Below are 23,197 nucleotides of genomic sequence, written 5' to 3' on the forward strand. Positions count from 1 at the left end.
CGGGCCGGCGTGCTTGAACTATAGGCCGTCCACACCGCCGCAACATCGGGATTTCCGAGGGGACATGATCCTCTTCGAGCTGAAATGCGCCTCCGACCATCGCTTCGAGGCCTGGTTCCGCGACGGCGCCGCCTATGACGCGCAGGCCGCGGCCGGCACCATCGCCTGCCCGCTGTGCGGCGACACGCAGGTCGGCAAGGCCCCGATGGCACCACGCATCGCCAAGCGCCGCGGCGAGCCCGCCGAACCCGCCAAGGTGGTCCCCGCTCCGGAGGGTGGGAACGAGAAGGCCGTGGCGTTGCAGTCCGAGGTGCTGCAGCAACTGGGCGAATTGCGGCGCGCAGTGGAAGAGAACTGCGACTACGTCGGCGACCGCTTCGCCGAAGAGGCGCGGCGCATCCATTACGGCGAGACCGACCCTCGCGGAATCTATGGCGAAGCCAGCGCCAAAGACGTGGCCGAGCTCAAGGACGAGGGTGTGACAATACATCGCATCCCCTGGTTGCCGCGCACCAATTCCTGACCGGTCCATACGCTCCCGAATAGCGTTCTCGTTTGCGTGCCGTCGATCCATACGGTCGATTGCTTGGCGGGCCTATCGTCAGGAACGCCCCTTGCCCGCTCCGTCAAGCGGCTTTTTAGTTTGCGTCGGCATCAAAAAGGTTGACGGGGCGGTGTGTTGCAAAGACCATACGCGCCGAGTGTCTTAAACGATTCCAACAAAGCTCTCTGGCACTCGCGAGGGGACGCACGATGCAAGCAAACGCACAAAGAATTCTCGACAATCCCAAGTTCCAGGAGCTGATCGCCAAGCGCTCCGCGTTCGCGTGGACGCTGTCGGTGATCATGCTCGTCATCTACTTCGGCTTCATCCTTCTGGTGGCCTTCGGGAAGCAGTTCCTGGGCACGCCCATCGGTTCGGGCGTCACCACCTGGGGGGTTCCGATCGGCGTGTTCACCATCGTCTCGGCCTTCATCCTGACGGGCATCTACGTCCGCCGGGCGAACGGCGAGTTCGACGAGCTGAACCGTCAGATCCTGGAGGAGTCGAAGTAATGCGGTCCATCTTCACGCGCTTCGGCGCCGCCGCCGCGGCGGCCGGCGCCCTGCTGCCCACCGCCGCCCTGGCCGCCGCCGTCGAAGGCGCGGTCACCAAGCAGTCGACGAACTACGAAGCCATCGTCATGTTCGCGATCTTCGTGCTCGCGACGCTCGGCATCACCTACTGGGCTGCCCGCCGCACCAAGTCGGCCAAGGACTTCTACGCGGCCGGCGGCGGCATCACCGGCTTCCAGAACGGCCTCGCCATCGCCGGCGACTACATGTCGGCCGCTTCGTTCCTCGGCATCGCCGGCCTGGTGTACGCCAACGGCTTCGACGGCCTGATCTACTCGGTGGGCTGGCTGGTCGGCTGGCCGATCATCCTGTTCCTGATCGCGGAGCGCCTGCGCAACCTCGGCAAGTACACCTTCGCCGACGTCGCCTCCTACCGCTTCCAGCAGACGCCGATCCGCACGCTGGCCGCCTGCGGCTCGCTGGCCACGGTGACCTTCTACCTGATCGCCCAGATGGTGGGCGCGGGCAAGCTCATCCAGCTGCTGTTCGGCATGGACTACCTGTACGCCGTCATCATCGTCGGCGTGCTGATGATCGCCTACGTGACCTTCGGCGGCATGCTCGCCACCACCTGGGTGCAGATCATCAAGGCCGTGCTGCTGCTCTCGGGCGCCTCGTTCATGGCCATCATGATCCTGGCCAAGTTCGGCTTCAGCCCGGAGGCCCTGTTCAAGCGCGCCACCGAGGTGCACGCCAACGGCCTGAAGATCATGCAGCCGGGCGCGCTGGTCACCGACCCGATCTCGGCGATCTCGCTGGGCATGGCGCTGATGTTCGGCACCGCCGGCCTGCCGCACATCCTGATGCGCTTCTTCACGGTGGCCGACGCCAAGGAGGCCCGCAAGTCGGTGTTCTACGCCACCGGCTTCATCGGCTACTTCTACCTGCTGACCTTCACCATCGGCTTCGGCGCCATCGTGCTGCTGCTGAGCCCGGACGCCAGCGGCGCCTTCCCGTTCCTCGACGCGGCCAAGGTCGCGGCGGCGGGCGGCAAGGTGACCCCGGCCATGATCACCGGCGGCACCAACATGGCGGCCATCCACACCGCCAACGCGGTGGGCGGCAGCCTGTTCTACGGCTTCATCTCGGCGGTGGCCTTCGCGACCATCCTCGCGGTGGTGGCCGGCCTGACGCTGGCCGGCGCCTCGGCCGTGTCGCATGACCTGTACGCCTCGGTCTTCGCCAAGGGCCGCGCCTCGGAGCGTGACGAGATCCGCGTGTCGAAGATCACCACGGTGATCATCGGCATCGTCTCGATCTTCCTGGGCATCGCCTTCGAGAACCAAAACGTCGCCTTCATGGTCGGCCTCGCCTTCGCCATCGCGGCGTCCGCGAACTTCCCGATCCTGCTGATGAGCATGTTCTGGAAGCGCATGACCACCCGCGGCGCCGTGATGGGCGGCTGGCTCGGCCTGATCTCGGCGATCGTCCTGCTGGTGCTCGGCCCGACCGTGTGGAAGTCGGTGCTCGGCAACCCGGCCCCGATCATCCCGTACGACAACCCGGGCCTGTTCTCGATCACCCTGGCCTTCGTCGGTATCTGGCTCTTCTCGATCACCGACAACAGCCAGGCGGCCAAGGACGAGCAGCGCGCCTTCGACGCCCAGTACATCCGTTCCCAGACCGGCCTGGGTGCGGAGGGCGCCTCGGCCCACTAAGTACAGAAAGTCGCACCCGCTTCCGCACGTCGGGAACGTGGTGTAACCTCTGCGGCGCCCCAAGACTTGGTCTTGGGGCGCTTTTTTGTTTCGCCTGCAGCGTGCGGAGACGGTCTTGCCCGAAGCGTTCGATTTCGCCGTGCCTCCCTTCGACCGGCTGACGCCGGACGAGCGCACGACCCTTGCCCGCTCGCTCGACATCGGCGTCTACGCCAAGGACACGCCCGTGCTGGCCCGCGACGAGGCGGCGGACTGCCTCTTCATCGTGCAGAAGGGCCTTGTGCAGGAGCGCCACCACGGCGAAACGGCGGCCGCCTTCGGCCCCGGCGACAGCTTCGACCTGCGCGCGCTGTTCGGCCGCAGCCCGAACCACAGCTTCGTGGCCGCCGAGGACACGGTCTGCCACCTGCTGCCGCGCCCGGTCCTGGTCGAGCTGGCGCGCGCCAACCCCGCCTTCGGCGAGCTGATCTGCGAGGCCTTCGCCGAGCGCCTGCGCGCGGCGGCCAACGAGCGCTCGAACCGCGAGATGGCGGCGCTGACCATGGCCCGCGTGCGCGAGGCCTACCTGCACCCGCCGGTCTACGTCGAGGCGTCGGCCACGCTGCGCGACGCGGCGCTCGCCATGAAGACGCAGCAGGCCAGCTCCGTGCTGGTCCGCGACGGCGCCCGCACCGGCATCCTGACCGGCACCGACCTGCGCGACCGCGTGGTGCTCGACGGGCTGCCGGTGACCACGGCGGTCGGGCCGCTGGCGCGCTACGAGCTGATCGAACTGGACCGCGACGAACTGCTGTTCAACGCGCTGATCCTGATGACCAAGCACTCGGTGCGCCGCATCGTCATCACCGAGGCGGGCAAGATCGCCGGCCTGCTGGAGCAGATCGACCTGCTCTCGGCGCTGTCCAACCACAGCCAGGTGATCGCGCTGCAGGTCGACCGCGCGGAGAGCACGGAAGACCTGCGCAAGGCCAGCGCCGACACGGTCGGCCTGATCCGCACGCTGCACGTCACCGGCGTGCGGGTTCCCTTCATCGCCGACCTCGTCACCGAGCTGAACCGCAAGATCTTCCGCCGCCTGTTCGAGCTGGTGGCGCCGCCCGACCTGCTGGCGAACTCCTGCCTGCTGGTGATGGGCAGCGAAGGGCGCGGCGAGCAGCTGCTGAAGACCGACCAGGACAACGGCCTGATCCTGCGCGACGGTTACGAGTGCCCGGATCTGCCGCGCATCACCGCCGACTTCTCGCGCCACCTGGAGGAGTTCGGCTACCCGCCGTGTCCCGGCAACATCATGGTGTCGAACCCGGAGTGGACGAAGTCCCTCTCCGCCTACAAGGACGCCATCTTCAACTGGATCCACCGGCCGGACGAGGCGGCGCAGCTCAACCTCGCCATCTTCTACGACGCGGCGGCGGTGGCCGGCGACACCGGGCTGCTGGACGAGGCCAGGGGGTACCTGATGGCGCGGCTGTCGGACAACTCCGGCTTCTTCTCGCACTTCGCGCGGCCGACATTGGCGTTCGACACGCCGTCGGGCCTGTTCTCCACCCTGTTCGACCGCCGCGGCGCCCAGCCCATCGACATCAAGAAGGCCGGCATCTTCCCCATCGTGCACGGCATCCGCGCGCTGGCGCTGGAGAAGCACATGACGGAGACCAACACCGTCGAGCGGATCTGGGCGCTGGCCGACAAGCGGGTGCTCGACCGCAAGCTGGCCGGCGAGCTGGCCGAGGCCTTCACCTTCCTGTCCACTCTGCGCCTCAAGGCGCGCATCGACGCGGCGCACGAGGTGAAGATCGACAACACCGTCCGCCCGGCCGAGATGACCAAACTGGACCGCGACCAGTTCAACGACTGCCTGGCCCTGGTGAAGGCGTTCAAGGAGTTCGTCTCCTACCACTTCCATCTGAACATGCACTGAGCGGGAGGCCGGAATGATCGCCCGCCTGCGCGGCCAGCAGCTCAACGCCCCCGCCTACGACTTCCTGCTGTCCGAGGAGGACAGCGGCGAGGCGGTGGCGGTCGCCTGCGAGGCCACCTCTTATGACCCGGCGACGGCCGAGCTGCGGGCGCTGGCGGCGGTGCGCATCCGCGGCAACCGCATCCTCGCCAGCCGTCACCTCGCCGTCGCCTTCCGGCCGGACGAGCCGCCGGAGCCGGCGCTCGACCGGTTCCTGCGGCTGATCGGCAACCGGCCGCTGGTCGGCTATTACCTGGACTTCACGGTCGGGCTGATCGACCGCGCGGTGCAGCCGATGATCGGCATCCCGCTGCCCAACGAGCGCGTCGAAGTGTCGGGCCTGTACTACGAAAGCCGCGTGAAGGTGCCGGGCAAGAACGCGCTGAACCTGCGGCTCGACGCCATCCTCGGCGCGCTCGACCTGCCGGGGCGCGCCGGCGACGACGCGTACTCCAACGCGCTCGCCTCGGCCATGGTGTACCTGCGCCTGAAGACGGACGAGTGATCAGGCCGCCTCTGCCTGCGCCGGGGTTTCCCGAACGGTGAGGATGAAGCGGGTGCCGCCGCCTCGCTCGATGCGCAGATCCGCGTGCGCCTGCCGCGCCAGCGACTGCACCAGCATCAGCCCAAGGCCGCCGCGCCGTTTGCCGTCGGTGGGTGCAGACGGCAGGTCGGCGGGCAGGCCGACGCCGTCATCGCCCACCTCCATCCGCATCCCATCCGGCCCCGGCCGCAGCGTCACCGCCACGTTGCCGGCGTGGCCGCCCGGAAAGGCGTGGCGCAGCGCGTTCGACACCAGCTCCGACGCGATCAGCGCCAGCGGCATGGCACGATCGACGTCGAGGATCCAGTCCTCCGCCTCCACGCCGACCCGCACCGGCGTTGGGCCGGAAGCGCGGGCGAGGCTGTCGCAGAGCTGGCGCAGGCAGTCGCCGACGTTGATCCGTGCCGGCTCGTTCGAGCGGTAGAGCAGCTCGTGCACCAGGCTCATCGACTGGATACGGCGCAGGCTCTCGTCGAAGGCGAGGCGCGAGCACTCGTCCAGCCGTGCCGCCTGCAGGCGCAGCAGGCTGCAGATGACCTGCAGGTTGTTCTTCACCCGGTGCTGGACCTCCTTGATCAGGATCTCCTTGTCGGCCAGTGCGCCCTCCAGGCGGTGGTTGGCGTCCTCCAACTGGCCGGTGCGCTGGCGGACGTGCTGCTCCAGCGTGTCGTAGGCGTGCTGGAGCGCGTCCTCGGCCTCGCGCTCGCGCCGCGCCCGCTGGAGCGCGAGCAGGCCGATGGCGATCACCACCAGCTCGGCGCCGAGGCCGTAGGCCGCGTAGGTGCCCAGCCGGCTCCGCCATTCGGCGCGGACGCTGGACAGCGGGATGGCAACGCCGGCCAGCAGGCCGTAGCCCTCGACGGCGCGCTTGGCGGTGATCGCCTCGTCCTCGTCCAGGGTGTCGTCCGGGCTCTCGCCGCCGCTCTCGCGGGCCAGCACGGCGCCGTCAGCCCGCTCCAGCGTCACCGTGGTCCGGTAGCCGATGTCGAAGGCGCGGTAGATCTCGCCAAAGCGGGCCGGCGACAGCGTCACCGTGACGAAGCCGCGGAAGCCGCCGGGCTCCGCCGGCAACGGGCGGCTCAGCACCAGCAGCTCGCCGGTGCCGTCGCGGCTGGCCTGGATGCGGCCGATGAACGGAACCGGGCCGGTGGCGACGCGCGCCGCCTGGAAATAGTCGCGGTCGGCGGCGTTGAGGCGCGGTGCCGGGTACTCGCGTGATCCCAGCACGGCGTTGCCTTCGGCATCGCCGATCCAGATCGACACCACCTGCGGCGCCGCCCCGGCGATCTCGGCCAGCCGTCCCCAGGCGGCGCGGTCGGCGGGAAGCGGAGCGCCGGATGGGCCGGCCAGCTCGATGGTGCGGCGCAGCGCCAGGTCGCCGATCTGGATCAGGCGGGCGGCATGCTCGGCCACCAGCAGGCTGACGTTGGCGGCGACGCCGGTGGCGCGGTCCATGGCGGCGTCGCGGTCGCGCCACGCGAACACCGCCAGCAGCCCGGCGGTGACCAGCACCGACAGCGCGCAGGCGATCATCACCAGCAGCGTGCCGGGCAGCCGGTAGAGCGGCGACGGGTGGGAGCGGAACGTGCGCAGCGGCATGGCGGCGGGACGGCCTCTTCCGGGTGACGTGCTTCCAACATCGGCGTGCCGACGGCGTTCCTCGTGTTGAACCGCGGCGCCGGGGTTCGTAATGTCGTGACGCGCCCCGGCGGGCGCCAGTCGGACAACGGAGCGACCCCATGAAGGTGAACGGCACGGCCTACCGCACGATCTGGCTGGCGCCGGACGGCCGGACGGTCGAGATCATCGACCAGACCCGGCTGCCGCACGATTTCGCGGTGGTCCGCCTGACCACTCTGGACGAGGCGGCGCACGCCATCCGCGCCATGCTGGTGCGCGGCGCCCCGCTGATCGGCGCCACCGCCGCCTACGGCGTGGCGCTGGCGCTGCGGGCGAACGCCTCGGACGCGGCACTCGACCAGGCCTGCGCGGTGCTGAACGCCACGCGGCCGACCGCGGTCAACCTGCGCTGGGCGCTGGAGCGCATGCGCCGCCATCTGCACGCCCTTCCGGTGGCCGAGCGCGTCACGGCCGCCTACGCCGAGGCCGCCGCGGTAGCCGACGAGGACGTCGCCATCTGCCGCGCCATCGGCGAGCACGGCGCCGCGCTGATCCGCGAGGCAGCGAAACGCAAGCCGCCCGGCGAACCGGTGCACGTGCTGACCCACTGCAACGCCGGCTGGCTGGCGACGGTGGACTGGGGCACCGCGCTGGCGCCGGTCTACGTGGCGTTCGAGGAGGGAATCCCGCTGCACGTCTGGGTCGACGAGACCCGTCCGCGCAACCAGGGCGCCAGCCTGACGGCGTGGGAGCTGAACAAGCACGGCGTGCCGCACACGGTGATCGTCGACAACGTCGGCGGCCACCTGATGCAGCACGGGCAGGTCGACCTGTGCATCGTCGGCACCGACCGCACGACGGCCAGCGGCGACGTCTGCAACAAGATCGGCACCTACCTCAAGGCGCTGGCGGCGCACGACAACGGCGTGCCGTTCTATGTGGCCCTACCCTCGCCGACCATCGACTGGTGCATCGACGACGGCGTGAAGGAGATCCCCATCGAGGAGCGCCACGGCGCCGAGGTGACCGACCTGACTGGCATCACGAAGGACGGCCGCATCGAGACCATCCGCGTGACGCCGGAGGGCAGCGACGTGGCGAACTTCGCCTTCGACGTGACGCCGGCCCGTCTGGTCAGCGCGCTGATCACCGAGCGCGGTGTCTGCCCGGCCTCGCGCGAGGGTCTGCTGGGCCTCTTCCCGGAACAGCGTGCGGTGGCGTAACGGCCTTGGCGCCGTGAGCGGCTTGCGCTATGCAGGGCCGCTCAAGACGGAGGCTATGACCCATGACCGACTGCCCCTGCGGCTCCGGCAAGACGTTCGAGGCGTGCTGCGGCCCGTACCTGTCGGGCGCCGCGCCGGCGCCGACGGCCGAGGCGCTGATGCGCTCGCGCTATTCGGCGTTCGCCGTGAAGAACGTCGACTACCTGCACGACACTCTGCTGCCCGAGACGCGGCACGACTTCAACCGCGAGCACGTCACCGACTGGGCCAACAACAGCGAGTGGATGGGCCTGGAGGTCCGCTCGACCGAGGCCGGCGGTCCGCAGGACGAGGAGGGTGTGGTCGAGTTCGTCGCCCGCTTCCGCGTGCAGGGCAAGGACTACGTCCACCACGAGACCAGCACCTTCAAGAAGCAGGACGGCGTCTGGTACTACGTGGACGGCATCATGGGCCAGCGGCCGCGCACCGCGCCGAAGGTCGGCCGCAACGATCCGTGCCCGTGCGGCAGTGGCAAGAAGTACAAGAAGTGCTGCGGGGCCGCCGCTTGACGCGGCCCCCTTACTTCAGCATCAGCTTCGCCAGCTTGTCCGGCAGGGCACCCTCCAGCGCCAGCAGGCGGGCCTTCAGCAGGCTGGCCACCGCCATGGCGTCGGTGATCTCGCCGCGCATGGCCATCGCGTAGGCCTCGCGGAAGGGGACGCGGCGGATCTGCAGTTCCTCGGTGTCCTCCGGCTCGGCGAGGCCCTGCTCCAGGTCCCAGGCCAGGAAGGTGTGCGCCACCTCGTCGGTGATGCTGTTCGACAGGTGGATGGTGAGCAGCGGATGCCAGTGGCGGGCGGTCAGGCCGGTCTCCTCCAGCAGCTCGCGCTGCGCCGACTCCAGCGGCGGCACGCCCTGCTTGCCGCCGCCCTCCGGGATCTCCCAGCTGTAGGTCTTCAGCGGAAAGCGGTACTGGCCGACCAGCGTGGTGCAGCCGTCGGAATCGATGGGGATGATGCCGGTGGCGATGTGCTGGAGGTGCACCACCCCGTAGATGCCCGGCTTGCCCTTGGGGTTGAGCACGTCGTGCTCGACCACGCGGATCCACGGATTCTCGTAGATCGGCTTGGTCAACAGGATCGTCCAGGGATTGCCGGTCTTGTCGGGCACGCGGGGCCTCCTTCGGTTGCGGGCGGACTATAGGCAGTGCGGCACGGTGCCGCAACGCGGCGCTCGGTCGTACCCCGTCCGCCGCCCAGGGATCCGCACTGGAACGCGTTTCGCCGTTCCTTAGAATGCCAAGAAAATCCGCGGGAACTTATCGTAAAACAAAAATACTTGAACTGACCGCGGATCGAACATACCACTTTATTGCAGGGAAGTAACGGGAGTTGCATTTTTCATAAAATGCATCCCGGATTCTCTGCTTGCCGCGTGTTGCCGAAGCGCGACCGTTCACTTTCGGTGAGCTGGAGAAGCCGGTGGATCCGAACGACATCCAGCGCTGGTTGAACCCGGACTGGCGGGACCGGCTGGAGGCGTGGTGGGAAGGCTACGACCTCGGGCACCTGTACGTCCAGGCCAAGGAAGCCAAGGCGATGCGCGCCGCGCGCTGGGAGCTCAAGCCCACGCCGCGCCGGCTGGAGACCGCTGCGGCCACCGCGGAGCCGCCGCCCGCCGTTCTCATCGACGACGCGCCTCCCGCTTTCGTGGAAGCGAACGAGGATATCGAGGCCCGCCAGCTCGAAGGATTGGACATCGACCGCCGCGGCAAGCCGGTGTGGTCGGTGGAACAGGTGCGCGGCGCGCAGATGCTGTGGGGCGACGGCTTCGTCGGCCCCGGCGATGCCCAGTTCATGGTGGACGCGGTGCGCCCGTTCGGGCTGAACCCGGCGAAGAGCGTGCTGGACTGCTCGGCCGGGCTGGGCGGGGCGGCCCGCGCCATCGTCGGTGCCTACGACACCTGGGTGACGGCGCTGGAGCCGTCGCCGCTGCTGGCCAAGCTGGGCATGCGCCGCTCCGAGGCGCTCGACCTCGGCCGCAAGGCCCCGGTGATGCCCTACGACCCGGAGAGCTTCAACCCGGCGGGCAGCTACGACCTCGTGCTCGCCGACCGCATCCTGCACCGGGTGCGCGACAAGGGGCCGTACCTCGATCACCTCTGTGAGTGCGTGAAGCCCAAGGGGTCGGCGCTGCTGATGGACTACGTCATCGACGGTGCCCCCGCCTCATGGGACAGCTGGAACGCCTGGAAGGACACCGAGCCGCTGGAACTCTACCCCTGGACCGCCCAGCGCATGAAGGACGAGCTGGTGCAGCGGAACATGGACGTGCGCATCGTCGAGGACATCACCGCCAAGCTGCGCCGCCTGATCGTCGAGCGCGTCCGCTGGCTGGCCGACGCGCTGCAGAACGCGACGCTCGGCACCACGGTGGTGGACAAAGGGCTGATGGCCGGCCTCGCGCGCGAACTGCAACTGTGGTGGGCACGCCTCAAGGTGCTCGGCCACGGGCTGCGGTACTATCGCTTCGTCGCGCTGAAGCCGGCCTGAGCGCCTCATACCAAAGGCGCTTGATGGCTTCCATCAAGCGCCTTTGGTTCAAACCCGACAGCTCAATGCAACGCATTGAGCGGGAGGGTGATACGGCCGGCAGGACAATGAAGCATTCATGCGCCGGCCGTATCACTCGTACTTGCGCACGTCGTCGATGACCTTGCCGTCGTTCGGCAGGCTGCCCGGCGGTTCGATCTCGACGCGGCCCTTCAGCTTGGTGACGGCGGCCAGCGTGTCGGCCACCGCGGCCTCCAGGCCGGGCTCGGGCACCGCCTCGATCTTCAGCAGCATGGTGTCGGCGTCGGCCGGGCGGTCGACCACGAGGCGGGCGCGCAGCACGTCCGGGTGGCGCTTCAGCACCTCGGCGATCTGGCGCGGGTGAACGAACATGCCCTTGACCTTGGTGGTCTGGTCGGCGCGGCCCATCCAGCCCTTGATGCGCGTGTTGGTGCGCCCGCACGGACTGGTCCCCGGCAGCACCGCCGACAGGTCGCCGGTGGCGAAGCGGATCAGCGGATAGGCGCCGTGGCCCGGCACGGTGATCACCACCTCGCCGACCTCGCCGTCCGGCACCGGATCGCCGGTGCCGGGGCGGACGATCTCCAGGATCACCTCCTCGGCCACCACGAGGCCCTCGCGGGCCGTCGTCTCGTAGGCGATCAGGCCGAGGTCGGCGATGCCGTAGCTCTGGTACACCTGGATGCCGCGCTCGGCGTAGAAGGTGCGCAGCGGCGGCAGGAAGGCGCCGCCGGTGACGTGGCCGATGGTCAGCGAGGGCAGTTCGACGCCCAGTTCGTCCGCCTTCTCCAGGATGATCTTCAGGTAGTCGGGGGTGCCGACGTACGCGGCCGGCTTCAGTGCGGCGATCACCTGCACCTGCTGCTCGGTGTTGCCGGTGCCGGCGGGAAAGACCGGGCAGCCGATGGCGTGCGCGCCCGCCTCGAACATGCGGCCGGCCGGGGTGAAGTGATAGGCGAAGCAATTGTGGACGATCCGTCCCTTGCGCACGCCGCTGGCGTACAGCGCGCGGGCGGTGCGGTAGTGGTCGCCGCCCTGCCCCTCCGGATCGAAGATCGGCCCCGGCGAGCAGAAGATGCGCGCCAGATCGCTGACCGGAACGCCGGTCAGCCCGCCGAACGGCGGCTCGGCCGCCTGCATCTCGGTCAGCTCCGACTTGCGGGTCACCGGCAGGTCGGCCAGCGCGGCGCGGCTGGCGACGGTGGCGGGATCCACCTCGGCCAGCAGCCGGGCGTAGGCCGGCGCGTTCGCCTTGGCGTGCGCGATGTGGCCGGGCAGCGCCGCCATCAGCGCCGCCTCGCGCGCCTGCTGGTCGCGGGTTTCCAGGGTATCGTAGTGCTCGCCGCTCATGTGCGTTTCCGTTCCCAGGCTTCTTGTCGTTGCCGGCAACGGTAGCGTGGCGCCCGGCCCCGCACAAGGGGCGCTCCGAGGGGAATCGGGGCGGGGCGCCCCTCTCCCGGCGGGGCCGGGAGGGGGCTTTGGTCCTCAGCCGGGGTCCTCAGCCGGCGCGCATGTGGGTGACGAACTGGTTCACCTGGGTGCCCAGCGTGCGCACCTCGTCGGCCACGGCGGTGGAGGCGTCCAGCACCTTGTGCGCCGACTGGCCGGCATCGGCCGCCGCCTTGGCCACGATGTCGATGTTCTCGCGCACGTGGCGGGTGCCGTCCGCCGCCTCACCGACGTTGCGGGCGATCTCGCGGGTGGCGGCGCTCTGCTGCTCGACCGAGGCGGCGATGGACGCGGCGATCTCGTTGATCGCACGGATCGTCCCGGCGATGGAGCGGATGGCGCCCACCGACTCCTGCGTCGCCGTCTGCATGGCGGCGATCTGCTGGGAGATGTCCTCGGTGGCCTTGGCGGTCTGGGTGGCGAGGTTCTTCACCTCCGAGGCGACCACCGCGAAGCCCTTGCCGGCGTCTCCGGCCCGCGCCGCCTCAATGGTGGCGTTCAGCGCCAGCAGGTTGGTCTGGCTGGCGATGTCGGAGATCAGCTGCACCACCTCGCCGATCTTCTGCGCCGCGTCGGATAGGCCTTCCACCGTGTGGTCGGTCTTCTCGGCGTCGGTGGCGGCCTGCCGGGCGATGCGGCTGGAGTTGCTGACCTGCTGGCCGATCTCCTGGATCGAGGCGGAGAGTTGCTCGGTCGCCGCGGCCACCGCCTCGACGCTGCCGGCGGCCTGCTGCGAGGTGGCGGCGGCGGTCGCGGCCTCACCGGTGGTCTGCTCGGCGGTGCGGGTCATGCGCTTGGCGACGTCGTGCATCTCGTCGGCGGCGCGCGACACGCGGTCGAGCACCCCGCGCACCCCCTTCTCGAAGCTGTCGGCCATCTCCAGCAGCATGCGGCGGCGCTCCTCGGCGGCGCGGGCGCGCTCGGCCTCGGTGCGGGCGGTGGCCTCGGCGGCCTGCCGCGCGGTGTCGCGGAACACCACCAGCGCTTGCGCCATGTCGGTGATCTCGTCCGACCCGCCCTGCGGTATCGCGGCGTCGAGCTGACCGCCGGCGATGGTGCGCATCGCCTCGGCCAGACGCTGGATGCGGGCGACGATGACGCGGCCGACCGTGTACCAGGCCAGCAGCACGGCGCCGACCAAGCTGCCGACGGCGAAGGCGATCAGCCACACCCGGCCGCGCTCGATGGCGGCGCCGGCCTCGGCCGCCGCCTGGTCGGTCTCAGCCTGCATGGCGGCGACCTGCTCCTCCACGGTCCTGGAGAGCTGGGCGGCGAGCGCCCGGTTCTCGTCCAGCACCTTGGCGGCTTCGGCCTGGGCGGCGAGTTCCGCCTCGCGCAGGGCGAACAGGTTGATGTCGCCGCGGCGGCCAAAGGCGATCAGGCGGTGGACCGCCTTGTCGAGATCCTGCCCCGCCGCCTGCCCGCCGAGCGCCTTCAAGCGCTCCTCCACCGCCTTCGTGGCGCCGTCGAAGCGGGTGCGCAGCACGCCGACGCGCTCCGCGTCCGGAGCCTGCGCCGCCTCGTTCAGCGCGCCGGCCAGCAGGTTGCCGGAGGCCGCCAGCTCCAGGTACGCGCGCAGCTGCGGCAGGCCGGCGACCAGCACCTCGTTCAGCGAGTCCTTGGTCTCGGTCAGCACGGTGTCGATGGCGATCTTGATGCGGCCGCGGGCGCGCATGACCAGCGTGTCGAACTCGCCCGCCATCTCCTGGGCGTGGCTGCGGACGGTGGCACCCGCCGCTTGGGCGCGCTCGTTGAAGGAGGAGCGTTCGATCAGCGAGATGTCGGTGCGCAGCGCCTCCTTGCGCATCCTCACCGGCCCTTCCGGGCTGTCGATCAGGCGGTAGAGGTCGTCGACCTGGGCCTTCATCTTGTCGCCACCGATCCAGTCCGACGGCTTGGCGAGCCACGAGAACAGCGAGGAGGCGGCGCGGGTGACCTCCATCTCCTGGGTAAGGATCTGGCCCATGTCCTCGGCGGTGGCGGCGCGCTCGCCGGCGTCGGCCAGCACCAGCAGCTGGGTGCGGATCTCGTACACGGCGATCAGGTCGCTCAACGCCTGGTCCATGCTCTTCAGCTCGACCTCGGTGAAGTTGAGCAGGGAGTCGCCCTTGGCGCGCAGTTGCTCGCCCGAGCGCTCGACCAGCGGTGCCAGCGTGGCCAGGAAGGCCTCGTGCGTCCTGGCCAGATCGGCCAGCGCGCCTATGCGGCGGTCGCGCACCTCGATGCGGCGGGTCAGGGCGGCGTTCTGGCGCTCCAGCGTGCCGATCATCGCCTGCGCCTGCGCCTTCACCTGCCCCAGCTGCGGGTCGTTGGCACGGCTGCGCGCCAATTCGTCCACCAGCCCGATCAGGCCGCGGGCGCGGGTCAGGATCTGCTCCGCCAACTCCTGCCGGCGCGCCTGGCTGTCGGCGGATTCCAAGGTGGGGGCGGCGGCGGCGACGCTGCTGCTCTCGGTGGACAGGCGCTTGGCCAGCGCCATTTCCGGCAGCTTGACGCCGACGATGCGGGTCAGCGGGGCCTCGACCGCGGAGAACGACATCAAGCCGACCAAGCTGGCGGCCACGGTCATGCCGGCGATGCCGGCAAAGGCGAGGAGCAGCTTCGCCCGCACGCCGAAACGGCGCGCGCCTTGCTCCATCGGGCTGACACGGGCGGTCATGGGGTTCCCTTCCCTGCGCTTCTTAGTTTTATGTCCGCTCTGTAACAGAGTTTTGTTTAGGGTGCCGACTGCGGGTGCACAAACCGTTAACGGCGAGAGGTTTTTTTGTCGCGAGGGAGGCCACGAGGGGCTTGCAATGCCGCAGCCCCGCCGCTATGTTCCCCGCCCGACGCCGCAGTAGCTCAGGGGTAGAGCAACTGATTCGTAATCAGTAGGTCCGGGGTTCAAATCCCTGTTGCGGCACCACTCTAAGGCCCTGAAAGGTAGCGCCTTTCGGGGCCTTTCCATGTCCGGGGCATGGGAATTCGGGGAGCGCTAGCAAGCGCCCAGTAAGCACGGGAACGGCAAACCGTCGATGGACTCGATCATGGTCGAAATCGCGAGATACATGGCCAGCGATCCGCCATGGATTCCGGTTGCAGACGGTGCGCGACTGTGTCCTGCGATTCAATGATGCGGGGCCGACGGGCCTGTTGACCGGCAAGGCGCCGGGTCCGCAGCCGCGTCTGGCGGAGCATCATCGGGCGGAGCTGCGCCAAGTCATCGAGGCGGGGCCGATCCCGGCGGCGCACGGGGTGGCGCGCTGGCGGATCGCCGATCTGCTGCGCTGGCTCTGGGACGAGTTCCGCGTCTCGCTCTCCAAGCAGACGCTGGGCCGGGAACTGCGCGCTCTGGGCTTTCGCAAGCTGTCGCCCCGTCCCCGCCACCACGCCAGGGGTCCCGACGCCGCCGAGGCGTTCAAAAACCTCCCCGCCCAGTTGGCGCCGGTCGCGGCGCACGAGGCTGCCGGCAAGCCCATAGAGATCTGCTGGCAGGACGAGGCCCGCATCGGGCAGAAGAACAAGGTCACCCGCCGCTGGGCACGCCGCGGCGGCCGGTCGGCAGCGCCGCACGATCAGCGCACGCGCTCGGCCCATCTGTGCGGTGCGATTTGCCCAGCCCGGGGCAAGGGCGCGGCTCTGGTGCTGCCGCGCCGCACGAGCGAGGCGATGGCGCTGCACCTGGAGGAGATCTCGCGCACCGTGATATCCGGCGCGCATGCCGTCGTGCTGCTCGATCAGGCCGGCTGGCACACTTCGGCCAAGCGACCGATCCCCGGCAACATCACCCTGCTGCCGTTGCCGCCGAAGTCACCCGAGTTGAACCCGGTGGAGAACACTTGGCAGTACATGCGCGACGACTGGCTCTCCAACCGTGTCTTCGCCTCCTGCCAGGACATTCTCGATCACTGCCGCTTCGCCTGGAACACCCTCGTCGAGCAGCCCTGGACCATCATGTCCATCGGACTGCGCGACTGGGTGCATCGGTCATGATCCACGAGTCTTGGTATCAGGCGGCTCGGTCCTCCTGCAGTCCGAGCTTTTCCACCATTGTCTTTCTCATGATGTGCTTCTGAGGCTTACCCGTCACGGTCATGGGGATTTCCGTAACGAAACAGACGTGCTTCGGCACTTTGTGGTGAGAGATGTTGTCGCGGCAATAATGCTGCACTTCCTCGACGGTACACTCCACGTCAGGTTTGAGTTTGATCCACGCGGCGACGATTTCGCCCAAGCGTTGATCGGGCACGCCGAAGACCTGCACTTCTTGGATCTTCGGATGCTGATACAAAAAGTCCTCGATCTCCCTGGGAGAGATGTTCTCGCCACCGCGAATAATCAAATCCTTGCTCCGGCCGACGACCTTGAGGTACCCGGCCTCGTCCAAGATGACGAGATCGCCAGTGTGCATCCAGCCGTCCTGGTCGATGGTCTCGGCGGTCTTCTGCGGCTCCTCCCAGTAGCCCTGCATGAGGCCATACCCACGCGTCAGCAGCTCGCCGCGAACGCCCAAGGGAACGACCCGCCCGTTCGTATCCACGATCTTCGCTTCGACGTGAGGATGAATCGTGCCAACAGTGGAGACGCGTCGTTCCAGCGTATCGTCGGGTTCGGTCTGAAAGGTGATAGGGCTCATTTCCGTCGTGCCCATGCAGATCGTAATCTCGCGCATGTGCATCTGCGCGACCACACGCTTCATGATCTCGACCGGACACGGTGCACCAGCCATAATGCCGGTGCGCAGGGAGCGTAGGTTGTAGGAATCGAACTCCGGATGGTCCAGCTCGGCGATGAACATCGTCGGCACGCCATACAGTGCTGTGCAGCGCTCGCGGTCGACGGCCTCCAGCACTGCAAGCGGATCGAATCCTTCCCCCGGAAAGATCATTGCTGCACCATGCGTGGTGCAACCGAGCACACCCATGCCCATGCCGAAACAGTGATAGAGCGGGACAGGAATGCACACACGGTCGTGCTCCGTGAGCAGTTGTCGCCGCGCCACGAAGTAGCCATTGTTGACGATGTTGTGATGCGTGAGTGTCGCGCCTTTTGGCAAGCCCGTCGTGCCGCTCGTGAATTGGATGTTGATGGGATCTTCTGGTTGTAACTGCGTTGCGAGTTGTTGCAGGTCATCGCTTGCGTCTGCATCCCGTAACAACGAATTGTACGCAATGAAACCTGGAACCACCTCGTCGCCCATGAGCACGAGTGACCGCAAATGCGGCAGGCGAGCAAGCTTTAGATCTTCGGCACCGCCGGTGCCGAGCTCGGGCGCGAGCTGACGAATCATTTCAACATAGTTGCTGCTCCTGAACGACGGCGCGAGCACGAGCGCGCTCGCTGCCACCTTGTTCAACGCGGCCTCGAGCTCGCTGACGCGATAGGCGGGATTGATGGTAACGAGAATGAGGCCAGCCTTGGCGGAGGCGAACTGTGTGACGACCCATTCGACGCGATTGGGGGCCCAGATGCCGATGCGATCACCGGGTTTCAGCCCGAGGCTCAGGAAGCCGCGCGCCAGCCGGTCTGCCTCGTCATTCAGTTGCCGCCATGACCAGCGAATATTTTGCTGCGGGATAATCAGCGCATCGCGCGTAGGCCACCGCTCGGCGGCGTGCTCAAGCGTCGCACCGACCGTTTGGTACAACAAAGGTTGGTCGCTCGCTCCACTGACATAGCTCAGCATAACGCTTCTCCCCATTGGTATTGTGAGAGTTATCTTCGGATCGCGAAACCTTTCGCAAAAGGCGGTGAGTAGAGCCTTCCCAAATTCGCACCATGAATTCCGCCAACTGCAAAATCGATTACCTGGGAAATGGACACGTTGCATGAATTGCGCATGCATGATTGCGCCGCCCATGGCCTACTTCATGCGCTGACGCGTCCCATTCCTCACAACCAAACGACGGCATCATCATCGCGATGGCAGCGCTTTTGTCACGGCAGTTTTTCTGAGCGGTTTGCCGTGTTTTTCTGGTTTGTCAGGATCCTGATTTGTCAGGCACGTTGCGAGGCGTGTGCTGGCACAAAACAAGCGCGCCACAGGTTGCGCCGAGAAAACCAAAATATCGGAAAGATCCATGCCAAAGCCAAATCGCAGCGTGATCGTGGGTGCTGGCCATGCGAATCTGGCGATCATCGGCGGGCGAAGCGAAACGCGTCGCGCTTGGTGGTAATCCGAATTCAGGCCCGCGTCGACGGCGGATACCGAGCCGGCGGACGGCGACGCGATCGTACGCGCGATCCCGCCACAGGTTTTCCAGCGTCTGCAGAATGGTGAAGCTGATCAAGGAGTGATCTGAATGGGTCCGCTCAAGGGTTTTCGTGTCATTGAAATGGCCGGGATCGGTCCGGGGCCGTTCTGCGGCATGCTTCTGTCGGATCTGGGTGCGCAGGTGCTCAGAGTCGAACGTCATGGAGCGAGCGCCGATGTTTACGATCCGTTGCAGCGCAATCGGTTGCGCCTGACGCTGGACTTGAAGGACCCGAAACAAGTGGCTGTGTTGCTCGACATTGTCGAGCACGCCGATGCTTTGTTCGAAGGTTACCGTCCTGGCGTGGCGGAGCGCCTGGGGTTCGGGCCGGATGACTGCCTGAGCCGCAATGCAAAGCTCGTGTACGGGCGCATGACGGGCTGGGGGCAGGACGGGCCGCTCGCGAGCAGCGCCGGACATGACATCAATTACATCGCGTTGAGCGGCGCGCTGCATGCCATTGGCCGGTGTGGCGAGCGGCCGGTGCCGCCCCTGAATTTGGTGGGAGATTTTGGCGGCGGCGGCATGTTGCTCGCGTTCGGCATGGTGTGCGCGCTGCTGGAACGCGAGCGATCCGGACAAGGGCAGGTGGTGGATGCGGCGATGGTGGACGGCTCGATCGCGCTGATGGCCATGTTTCTGGGGATGCAGGCGCGTGGCTTGAACTGCAACCAAGTCGGTGGCCACTTTCTTTCGGGTGCCGCGCACTACTACGATACCTATCAAACCAAGGACGGCAAATTCATGGCCGTGGGCCCGCTCGAGCCGCAATTCTATGCGGAGCTCATTGCCAAGGCCGGGCTTGATCCGAACGTGTTTGGCGGCAGAGGCTTCATGAGCCCGGAGGATGATCCGCGATGCTGGGCGGAGCTGAAACCACTCCTCGCCGAGCAATTCATGACTCGCACGCGCGATGAGTGGTGTGCGGTGTTCGCAGGGAGCGACGCGTGCGTCTCGCCGGTGCTGACACTCGAGGAAGCTGCTGACGATCCGCACAATCAGGCACGGCAGGCGTTCGTCAAGGTCGCCGGTGTCACGCAAAACGCGCCCGCTCCGCGCTTCAGTCGCACACCGGCGGCACACCCCGCGTTGGCCACCGCCGATCCGACAGCCGTGAACGCACTGCTGTCGCAATGGGGCTGCAGCCGGGAACAATTGGCCAAGGTCGCAGCGCTTTCGGCGCAGCGCGCGGTCACAGCAGACATCGCGTCATGACTTGTGAGACTCTCAAACCGGTGATGCCAATGAAAGCATACCCAAGAGAGCGCTTTTCCTCCGAAGTAGCGTTGTCGTTGTCGGAGGTCACCAGATTTGCCGACTCCGTTGGTGACAACAACCCGATACACCATGATACCGCGTATGCCGCAACCACTCGCTTCGGTCGGCCCACCGCGAGCGGACCTCACGCCACGTCACTGCTGCTTGCCCTGACGGCCTCTCATTTTTCCAAGAAGGGAGCGATGTTGGGCTTGGAGTTTTGGATTCGATTTCGGCGTCCAATCTATGCGGATGAAACTATTCGATTGGAATGGCTGGTAAGGAAGGTCGTCTGGAACGAAAAATTACAGGGCGAGATTGTTGAGTTGCGCGGCCGTATCAAGGGACAGGACGGCAAGACGTCCCTCGCTGCCAAAGGCCGAGTGCTGCTCACGGCTCGCCTTTAGTTCACGCACACGTCGAACAAGCTGTTACTGCGACCGCGTTGGGAAACGCAGCAGGTGAGAAATGGCGCTGCTGGTTGTTCCGGCCACTTCTCTGCTACCCTGCAGACTGCCGGTGCCAAAGATTTTCCTGCATGCGGATGCGCGTTGAACGAGAAAGCCCTGCCAGCGGAGGAGCCAATTGATTACACTTTCTGCCCCCGGACGGAACGTTTCGACATTCGTGCCCGACTCGCCCGCGGCGTGGCGGCGATTGCTGATTGCCCTGGCGATAGCAACGGTTGGCAGCGTCGGCGTATGGTCGGTCGTGATCGTGCTGCCGAAGGTCCAGGCCGAATTCGGCGGCACGCGCGGCGTAGCGTCACTCGCATACACATTGGCGATGATCGGTTTCGGGCTCGGCGGGGTCGTCACAGGCCGCCTGACGGACCGCGTCGGCATCATCCCTGCGATGGCGACGGGCGTTCTGTCACTGCTGTTCGGTTATCTCGCGGCTGGCGTCTCGAAAGCGCTCTGGCAATTCAACATGGCGCATTTCTTGATTGGGTTCGGCGCATCGGCGACCTTCGCGCCGTTGATGGCGGAGGCGTCGCGCTGGTTCGTGCGCCGACGCGGTATCGCGGTGGGGATCGCGGGCAGCGGATTCTATCTCTCCGGTGCCCTCTGGCCTCCGCTCATCAACCGGGGCATCACCCATTATGGTTGGCAGATGACGCACATCGCTCTCGGCATTTTTTGCGGAGCCGCGATGACGGTGCTTGTCCTCATACTCCGGTCGAGCATCGGCAGGACGCAGCAGCGCGGGCTCAGTGCCGAGGGCCGCCCGGGCGTCGATACCCATCTCAGTCCCAACGTTCTGACGGTGGTTCTCTCAATCGCAAGCTTCTGCTGCTGCATGGCCATGGCGATACCGCAGGTGCATATCGTCGCTTATTGCGGTGATCTCGGTTACGGCGTCGGGCGCGGAGCCGAAATGTTGTCGCTGATGCTGGCCTTCGGTGCCGTCAGCCGGGTCGGATCAGGTATTATAGCCGACCGGCTCGGCGGCCTCGCGACCTTGCTGATCGGATCGGTGGCGCAAGCCTCGGCGCTCACAATGTACCTGTTCTTCGACGGCCTCACGCCGCTCTATGTGGTCTCCGCCTTGTTCGGCCTGTTCCATGGGGGAATCGTGTCGAGCTATGCCATCATCGTTCGCGAGACGATGCCTGCAAGTGAAGCGGCAACGCGCGTCGGCACGGTGATCATGGTCTCGTTGCTCGGCATGTCGGCCGGAGGTTGGGTCTCCGGTGTGATCTTTGACATGACCGGCTCATATGACGCGGCCTTTCTGAACGGAATCGGATGGAACACGCTGAACGCCGCCATTGTGCTGCTGTTGCTGTTGCGCTCGCGCGCTCGCGCGGCATTTGCCTGATCCTCCCTCGCGTTCTTCCGCCCCGCGGCTCGCACCGGTGGGTTCACAGGCTTGATCCACCATCGTGATGGTGGCGGTCGGATCAAGCTTGTGGACTACCGGCACGAGTTCCCCACCTGACAAGCCGACTAAAAAGCACGGCGCAAGATCAACAAAAGCGTGATGTCGCCTTTCAGCTTGTTCGCCGGGGATCATGCCCCCGCGCTGTTCAGGGAGCCTTTCGTATGAGCACCGAGAGCCCGCGCCTGAACACCGATCATCGGTGCTTCAGCCTCGAAAATGTCGGGAACCTCAATGCCCGAGGCGAGAAACTCCTGAAACGTCTTCATTTTGGCGCAGTTGGCGTTGCTGTCGGAGCAGACGAGATAGTATCCGCCGTTTCGTTCCGGGCCGTCGCCGAGCGGCCGGACCAGCCGCCCGGACCGCACGTCCTCTTCAATCAGGAGGTCCTGACCGAGCGCGACGCCGAACCCTTCGATCGCGGCCTTCAATGCGAGGTGCTCATCGGCGAAGCTCAAACCCTTCGTGAGGTCCAAGCCGTCTATCTTCTGCGCAGCGCACCACATCCGCCAGCTCTCGCGAAATTCGTCGTGCAGCAACATGTGATGCTGGAGATCTTCCAGCTTCTCCAGTGGAGGGCCGCTTGTTAAGAGATGGGGGCTGCAAACGGGATCCAGCCGCTCCGTACGAATGAGGATGCTTCGGAAACCCGGGAAATGGCCCGTTCCGTATCGAATGACGGCATCGACCGCACCTTGGCGAACTTCCTCAAGCTCGATGGAAGAACTCAGCCGAACGTCGATATGAGGGTTGTCCTTGAGGAACAGTGGGAGGCGGGGAAACAGCCACTTTACCGCAAATGCGGCCTGCACTCCGATCGAGAACACCTCTACCGGGCGTTTTACCGCAATCCTTTGCGTCGACTCCGAGATGATGCTGAAGGCGTTTCGCAGCGCCGGTAGATAGGATTGTCCCGCTTGAGTAAGACCCAATGACTTATGAAGGCGCCGAAAGAGCTTCACGCCCAGCAGGTCCTCGAGAGACTTCACGTGCTGACTCACTGCGCCGGCGGTCACGTTTAGTTCGTTCGCGGCCAGTTTGAAGCTGAGGTGGCGCGCTGAGGCCTCGAAAGCCCGCAATGCGTTCAGCGGTGGCATTCGGTAGGACATCTATTGCTCCTCCTTTTCAACGGAAAAAATCAACCCGCGCGAGATTGCAGAGTTCAAATTCACAACTTCCAACCGCTCGGTTTTCGCTCCGGTCGAAGACATGTGCCATGGCGTTCAACACCACCTCCATGTCCGAAACTCCAATCGCGCCAATGCACCCAACCCGACAGCTTGGCTCGGCCGTATGATTGAAATCACTGATCGCCCTCGCGTGCAGACGCCCAGGCGGAGCTCGACCACCCGTTCAGGAAATGATCGCCTTCATCGACGCGCACTCCCTCACAAGTGATTTTCAGTCTGGCGGTCGTTCAGAGGAACGAGCAGCGCAGGTCGTTTACCAGATCGGTCTTCTCCCAGGAGAAGCCGCCGTCCACCTCGGCCTCGCGGCCGAAGTGGCCGTAGGCGGCGGTGCGCGCGTAGATCGGTTTGTTGAGGCCGAGGTGCGTGCGGATGCCGCGCGGGGAGAGGTTGACCAGCTGCTGCAGCACGTCCGACAGACGGTCCTCGTCCACCTTGCCCGTGCCCGCGGTGTCGATGTACACCGACAAAGGCTTCGACACGCCGATCGCGTAGCTCAGCTGGATCGTGCACTTGTCGG

At 66.5% G+C, this 23,197-nt stretch carries 20 protein-coding genes and 1 tRNA gene; 13 read left to right on the plus strand and 8 right to left on the minus strand.

Translation table 11 applies throughout. From position 1 onward, the window contains the following. Positions 1-64: 64 nt before the first annotated feature. From TSO221_RS11110 to TSO221_RS11130, 5 genes are all read left to right on the plus strand, one after another. Complete coding sequence (locus tag TSO221_RS11110; protein WP_109118559.1) at positions 65-523, plus strand: DUF1178 family protein; 459 nt, start codon at positions 65-67, stop codon at positions 521-523. Positions 524-753: 230 nt separating this feature from the next. Next, on the plus strand, positions 754-1,056 hold the full coding sequence (locus TSO221_RS11115; protein WP_109118560.1) for a DUF485 domain-containing protein: 303 nt from the start codon (positions 754-756) through the stop codon (positions 1,054-1,056). Beyond that, positions 1,056-2,774: a cation acetate symporter gene (locus TSO221_RS11120; protein WP_109118561.1), complete on the plus strand. Its 1,719-nt coding sequence runs from the start codon at positions 1,056-1,058 to the stop codon at positions 2,772-2,774. The genes TSO221_RS11115 and TSO221_RS11120 overlap by 1 nt, the downstream gene beginning before the upstream one ends. Before the next feature lie 115 nt (positions 2,775-2,889). Beyond that, the gene (locus TSO221_RS11125; protein ID WP_247878002.1) at positions 2,890-4,692 is read left to right on the plus strand and encodes a DUF294 nucleotidyltransferase-like domain-containing protein; all 1,803 of its coding nucleotides are present in this window, start codon (positions 2,890-2,892) and stop codon (positions 4,690-4,692) included. 13 nt (positions 4,693-4,705) lie between these two features. Beyond that, positions 4,706-5,236, plus strand: a complete 531-nt coding sequence (locus TSO221_RS11130; protein ID WP_247878003.1) for a DNA polymerase III — start codon at positions 4,706-4,708, stop codon at positions 5,234-5,236. Here the strand turns inward: TSO221_RS11130 and TSO221_RS11135 are convergent, their stop codons facing one another. Beyond that, the gene (locus TSO221_RS11135; protein WP_109118562.1) at positions 5,237-6,874 is read right to left on the minus strand and encodes a histidine kinase dimerization/phosphoacceptor domain -containing protein; all 1,638 of its coding nucleotides are present in this window, start codon (positions 6,872-6,874) and stop codon (positions 5,237-5,239) included. It abuts the gene before it with no gap. A gap of 140 nt (positions 6,875-7,014) precedes the next feature. On the opposite strand from TSO221_RS11135, the gene mtnA reads away from it, so the two are divergent. Then, complete coding sequence (gene mtnA / locus TSO221_RS11140) at positions 7,015-8,118, plus strand: S-methyl-5-thioribose-1-phosphate isomerase (RefSeq protein ID WP_109118563.1); 1,104 nt, start codon at positions 7,015-7,017, stop codon at positions 8,116-8,118. 62 nt (positions 8,119-8,180) lie between these two features. Further along, a complete protein-coding gene (locus TSO221_RS11145) occupies positions 8,181-8,666 on the plus strand; it encodes a YchJ family protein (RefSeq protein ID WP_109118564.1) in 486 nt (161 codons plus the stop codon). A 10-nt stretch (positions 8,667-8,676) separates the two neighbouring features. Here the strand turns inward: TSO221_RS11145 and TSO221_RS11150 are convergent, their stop codons facing one another. After that, positions 8,677-9,267 carry an NUDIX hydrolase gene (locus TSO221_RS11150; protein ID WP_109118565.1) on the minus strand — a complete coding sequence of 197 codons (591 nt, stop codon included), beginning with the start codon at positions 9,265-9,267 and terminating at the stop codon, positions 8,677-8,679. Between the two features lie 311 nt (positions 9,268-9,578). Here TSO221_RS11150 and TSO221_RS11155 point away from each other — a divergent pair, with 311 nt between their 5' ends. After that, positions 9,579-10,649: a methyltransferase domain-containing protein gene (locus TSO221_RS11155; protein WP_247878004.1), complete on the plus strand. Its 1,071-nt coding sequence runs from the start codon at positions 9,579-9,581 to the stop codon at positions 10,647-10,649. 132 nt (positions 10,650-10,781) lie between these two features. Here the strand turns inward: TSO221_RS11155 and TSO221_RS11160 are convergent, their stop codons facing one another. Both TSO221_RS11160 and TSO221_RS35350 read right to left on the minus strand, forming a co-directional pair. Beyond that, the gene (locus TSO221_RS11160) at positions 10,782-12,020 is read right to left on the minus strand and encodes an AMP-binding protein (protein ID WP_109118566.1); all 1,239 of its coding nucleotides are present in this window, start codon (positions 12,018-12,020) and stop codon (positions 10,782-10,784) included. A gap of 148 nt (positions 12,021-12,168) precedes the next feature. Beyond that, entirely contained in the window at positions 12,169-14,778 is a 2,610-nt protein-coding gene (locus tag TSO221_RS35350) for a methyl-accepting chemotaxis protein (protein WP_109118567.1), read from the minus strand. 171 nt (positions 14,779-14,949) lie between these two features. On the opposite strand from TSO221_RS35350, the gene TSO221_RS11170 reads away from it, so the two are divergent. Further along, a tRNA-Thr gene (locus TSO221_RS11170) sits at positions 14,950-15,024 on the plus strand. A gap of 152 nt (positions 15,025-15,176) precedes the next feature. Continuing rightward, positions 15,177-16,091: an IS630 family transposase gene (locus TSO221_RS11175; RefSeq protein ID WP_109118568.1), complete on the plus strand. Its 915-nt coding sequence runs from the start codon at positions 15,177-15,179 to the stop codon at positions 16,089-16,091. Positions 16,092-16,107: 16 nt separating this feature from the next. On the opposite strand, the gene TSO221_RS11180 is transcribed toward TSO221_RS11175, so the two are convergent. Together TSO221_RS11180 and TSO221_RS34945 are read right to left on the minus strand one after the other, a co-directional pair. Beyond that, positions 16,108-17,784 carry an AMP-binding protein gene (locus TSO221_RS11180; protein ID WP_247878005.1) on the minus strand — a complete coding sequence of 559 codons (1,677 nt, stop codon included), beginning with the start codon at positions 17,782-17,784 and terminating at the stop codon, positions 16,108-16,110. Positions 17,785-18,079: 295 nt separating this feature from the next. Further along, a complete protein-coding gene (locus tag TSO221_RS34945) occupies positions 18,080-18,388 on the minus strand; it encodes a hypothetical protein (RefSeq protein ID WP_146208770.1) in 309 nt (102 codons plus the stop codon). A 12-nt stretch (positions 18,389-18,400) separates the two neighbouring features. On the opposite strand from TSO221_RS34945, the gene TSO221_RS11185 reads away from it, so the two are divergent. The 3 genes from TSO221_RS11185 (at position 18,401) to TSO221_RS11195 (ending at position 21,430) form a co-directional block, all read left to right on the plus strand. After that, entirely contained in the window at positions 18,401-19,567 is a 1,167-nt protein-coding gene (locus TSO221_RS11185) for a CaiB/BaiF CoA-transferase family protein (protein ID WP_109118570.1), read from the plus strand. Between the two features lie 29 nt (positions 19,568-19,596). Next, positions 19,597-20,016 (plus strand): MaoC family dehydratase, encoded by a 420-nt coding sequence (locus TSO221_RS11190; RefSeq protein WP_199229447.1) that lies wholly within the window; start codon positions 19,597-19,599, stop codon positions 20,014-20,016. A 250-nt stretch (positions 20,017-20,266) separates the two neighbouring features. Further along, the gene (locus TSO221_RS11195) at positions 20,267-21,430 is read left to right on the plus strand and encodes an MFS transporter (RefSeq protein WP_247878006.1); all 1,164 of its coding nucleotides are present in this window, start codon (positions 20,267-20,269) and stop codon (positions 21,428-21,430) included. 191 nt (positions 21,431-21,621) lie between these two features. Here the strand turns inward: TSO221_RS11195 and gcvA are convergent, their stop codons facing one another. Then, complete coding sequence (gene gcvA / locus TSO221_RS11200) at positions 21,622-22,599, minus strand: transcriptional regulator GcvA (RefSeq protein ID WP_109118573.1); 978 nt, start codon at positions 22,597-22,599, stop codon at positions 21,622-21,624. Between the two features lie 308 nt (positions 22,600-22,907). Then, a partial coding sequence (locus TSO221_RS11205) for a methionine adenosyltransferase domain-containing protein (RefSeq protein ID WP_158284059.1) occupies positions 22,908-23,197 on the minus strand: 290 nt, incomplete at its 5' end.

It is taken from the genome of Azospirillum sp. TSO22-1 (genome assembly GCF_003116015.1).
In the GTDB taxonomy this organism is placed as follows: domain Bacteria; phylum Pseudomonadota; class Alphaproteobacteria; order Azospirillales; family Azospirillaceae; genus Azospirillum.

Bases quoted from the DNA above. Each gene is read 5' to 3' on its own strand.
- TSO221_RS11110 (WP_109118559.1), top strand. From the start codon at position 65: ATGATCCTCTTCGAGCTGAAATGCGCCTCCGACCATCGCTTCGAGGCC.
- TSO221_RS11115 (WP_109118560.1), top strand. From the start codon at position 754: ATGCAAGCAAACGCACAAAGAATTCTCGACAATCCCAAGTTCCAGGAG.
- TSO221_RS11185 (WP_109118570.1), top strand. From the start codon at position 18,401: ATGGGTCCGCTCAAGGGTTTTCGTGTCATTGAAATGGCCGGGATCGGT.
- TSO221_RS35350 (WP_109118567.1), bottom strand. From the start codon at position 14,778: ATGACCGCCCGTGTCAGCCCGATGGAGCAAGGCGCGCGCCGTTTCGGC.
- TSO221_RS11180 (WP_247878005.1), bottom strand. From the start codon at position 17,784: ATGCTGAGCTATGTCAGTGGAGCGAGCGACCAACCTTTGTTGTACCAA.
- TSO221_RS11120 (WP_109118561.1), top strand. From the start codon at position 1,056: ATGCGGTCCATCTTCACGCGCTTCGGCGCCGCCGCCGCGGCGGCCGGC.
- TSO221_RS11135 (WP_109118562.1), bottom strand. From the start codon at position 6,874: ATGCCGCTGCGCACGTTCCGCTCCCACCCGTCGCCGCTCTACCGGCTG.
- TSO221_RS11190 (WP_199229447.1), top strand. From the start codon at position 19,597: ATGAAAGCATACCCAAGAGAGCGCTTTTCCTCCGAAGTAGCGTTGTCG.
- TSO221_RS11130 (WP_247878003.1), top strand. From the start codon at position 4,706: ATGATCGCCCGCCTGCGCGGCCAGCAGCTCAACGCCCCCGCCTACGAC.
- gcvA (WP_109118573.1), bottom strand. From the start codon at position 22,599: ATGTCCTACCGAATGCCACCGCTGAACGCATTGCGGGCTTTCGAGGCC.
- TSO221_RS11145 (WP_109118564.1), top strand. From the start codon at position 8,181: ATGACCGACTGCCCCTGCGGCTCCGGCAAGACGTTCGAGGCGTGCTGC.
- mtnA (WP_109118563.1), top strand. From the start codon at position 7,015: ATGAAGGTGAACGGCACGGCCTACCGCACGATCTGGCTGGCGCCGGAC.
- TSO221_RS11160 (WP_109118566.1), bottom strand. From the start codon at position 12,020: ATGAGCGGCGAGCACTACGATACCCTGGAAACCCGCGACCAGCAGGCG.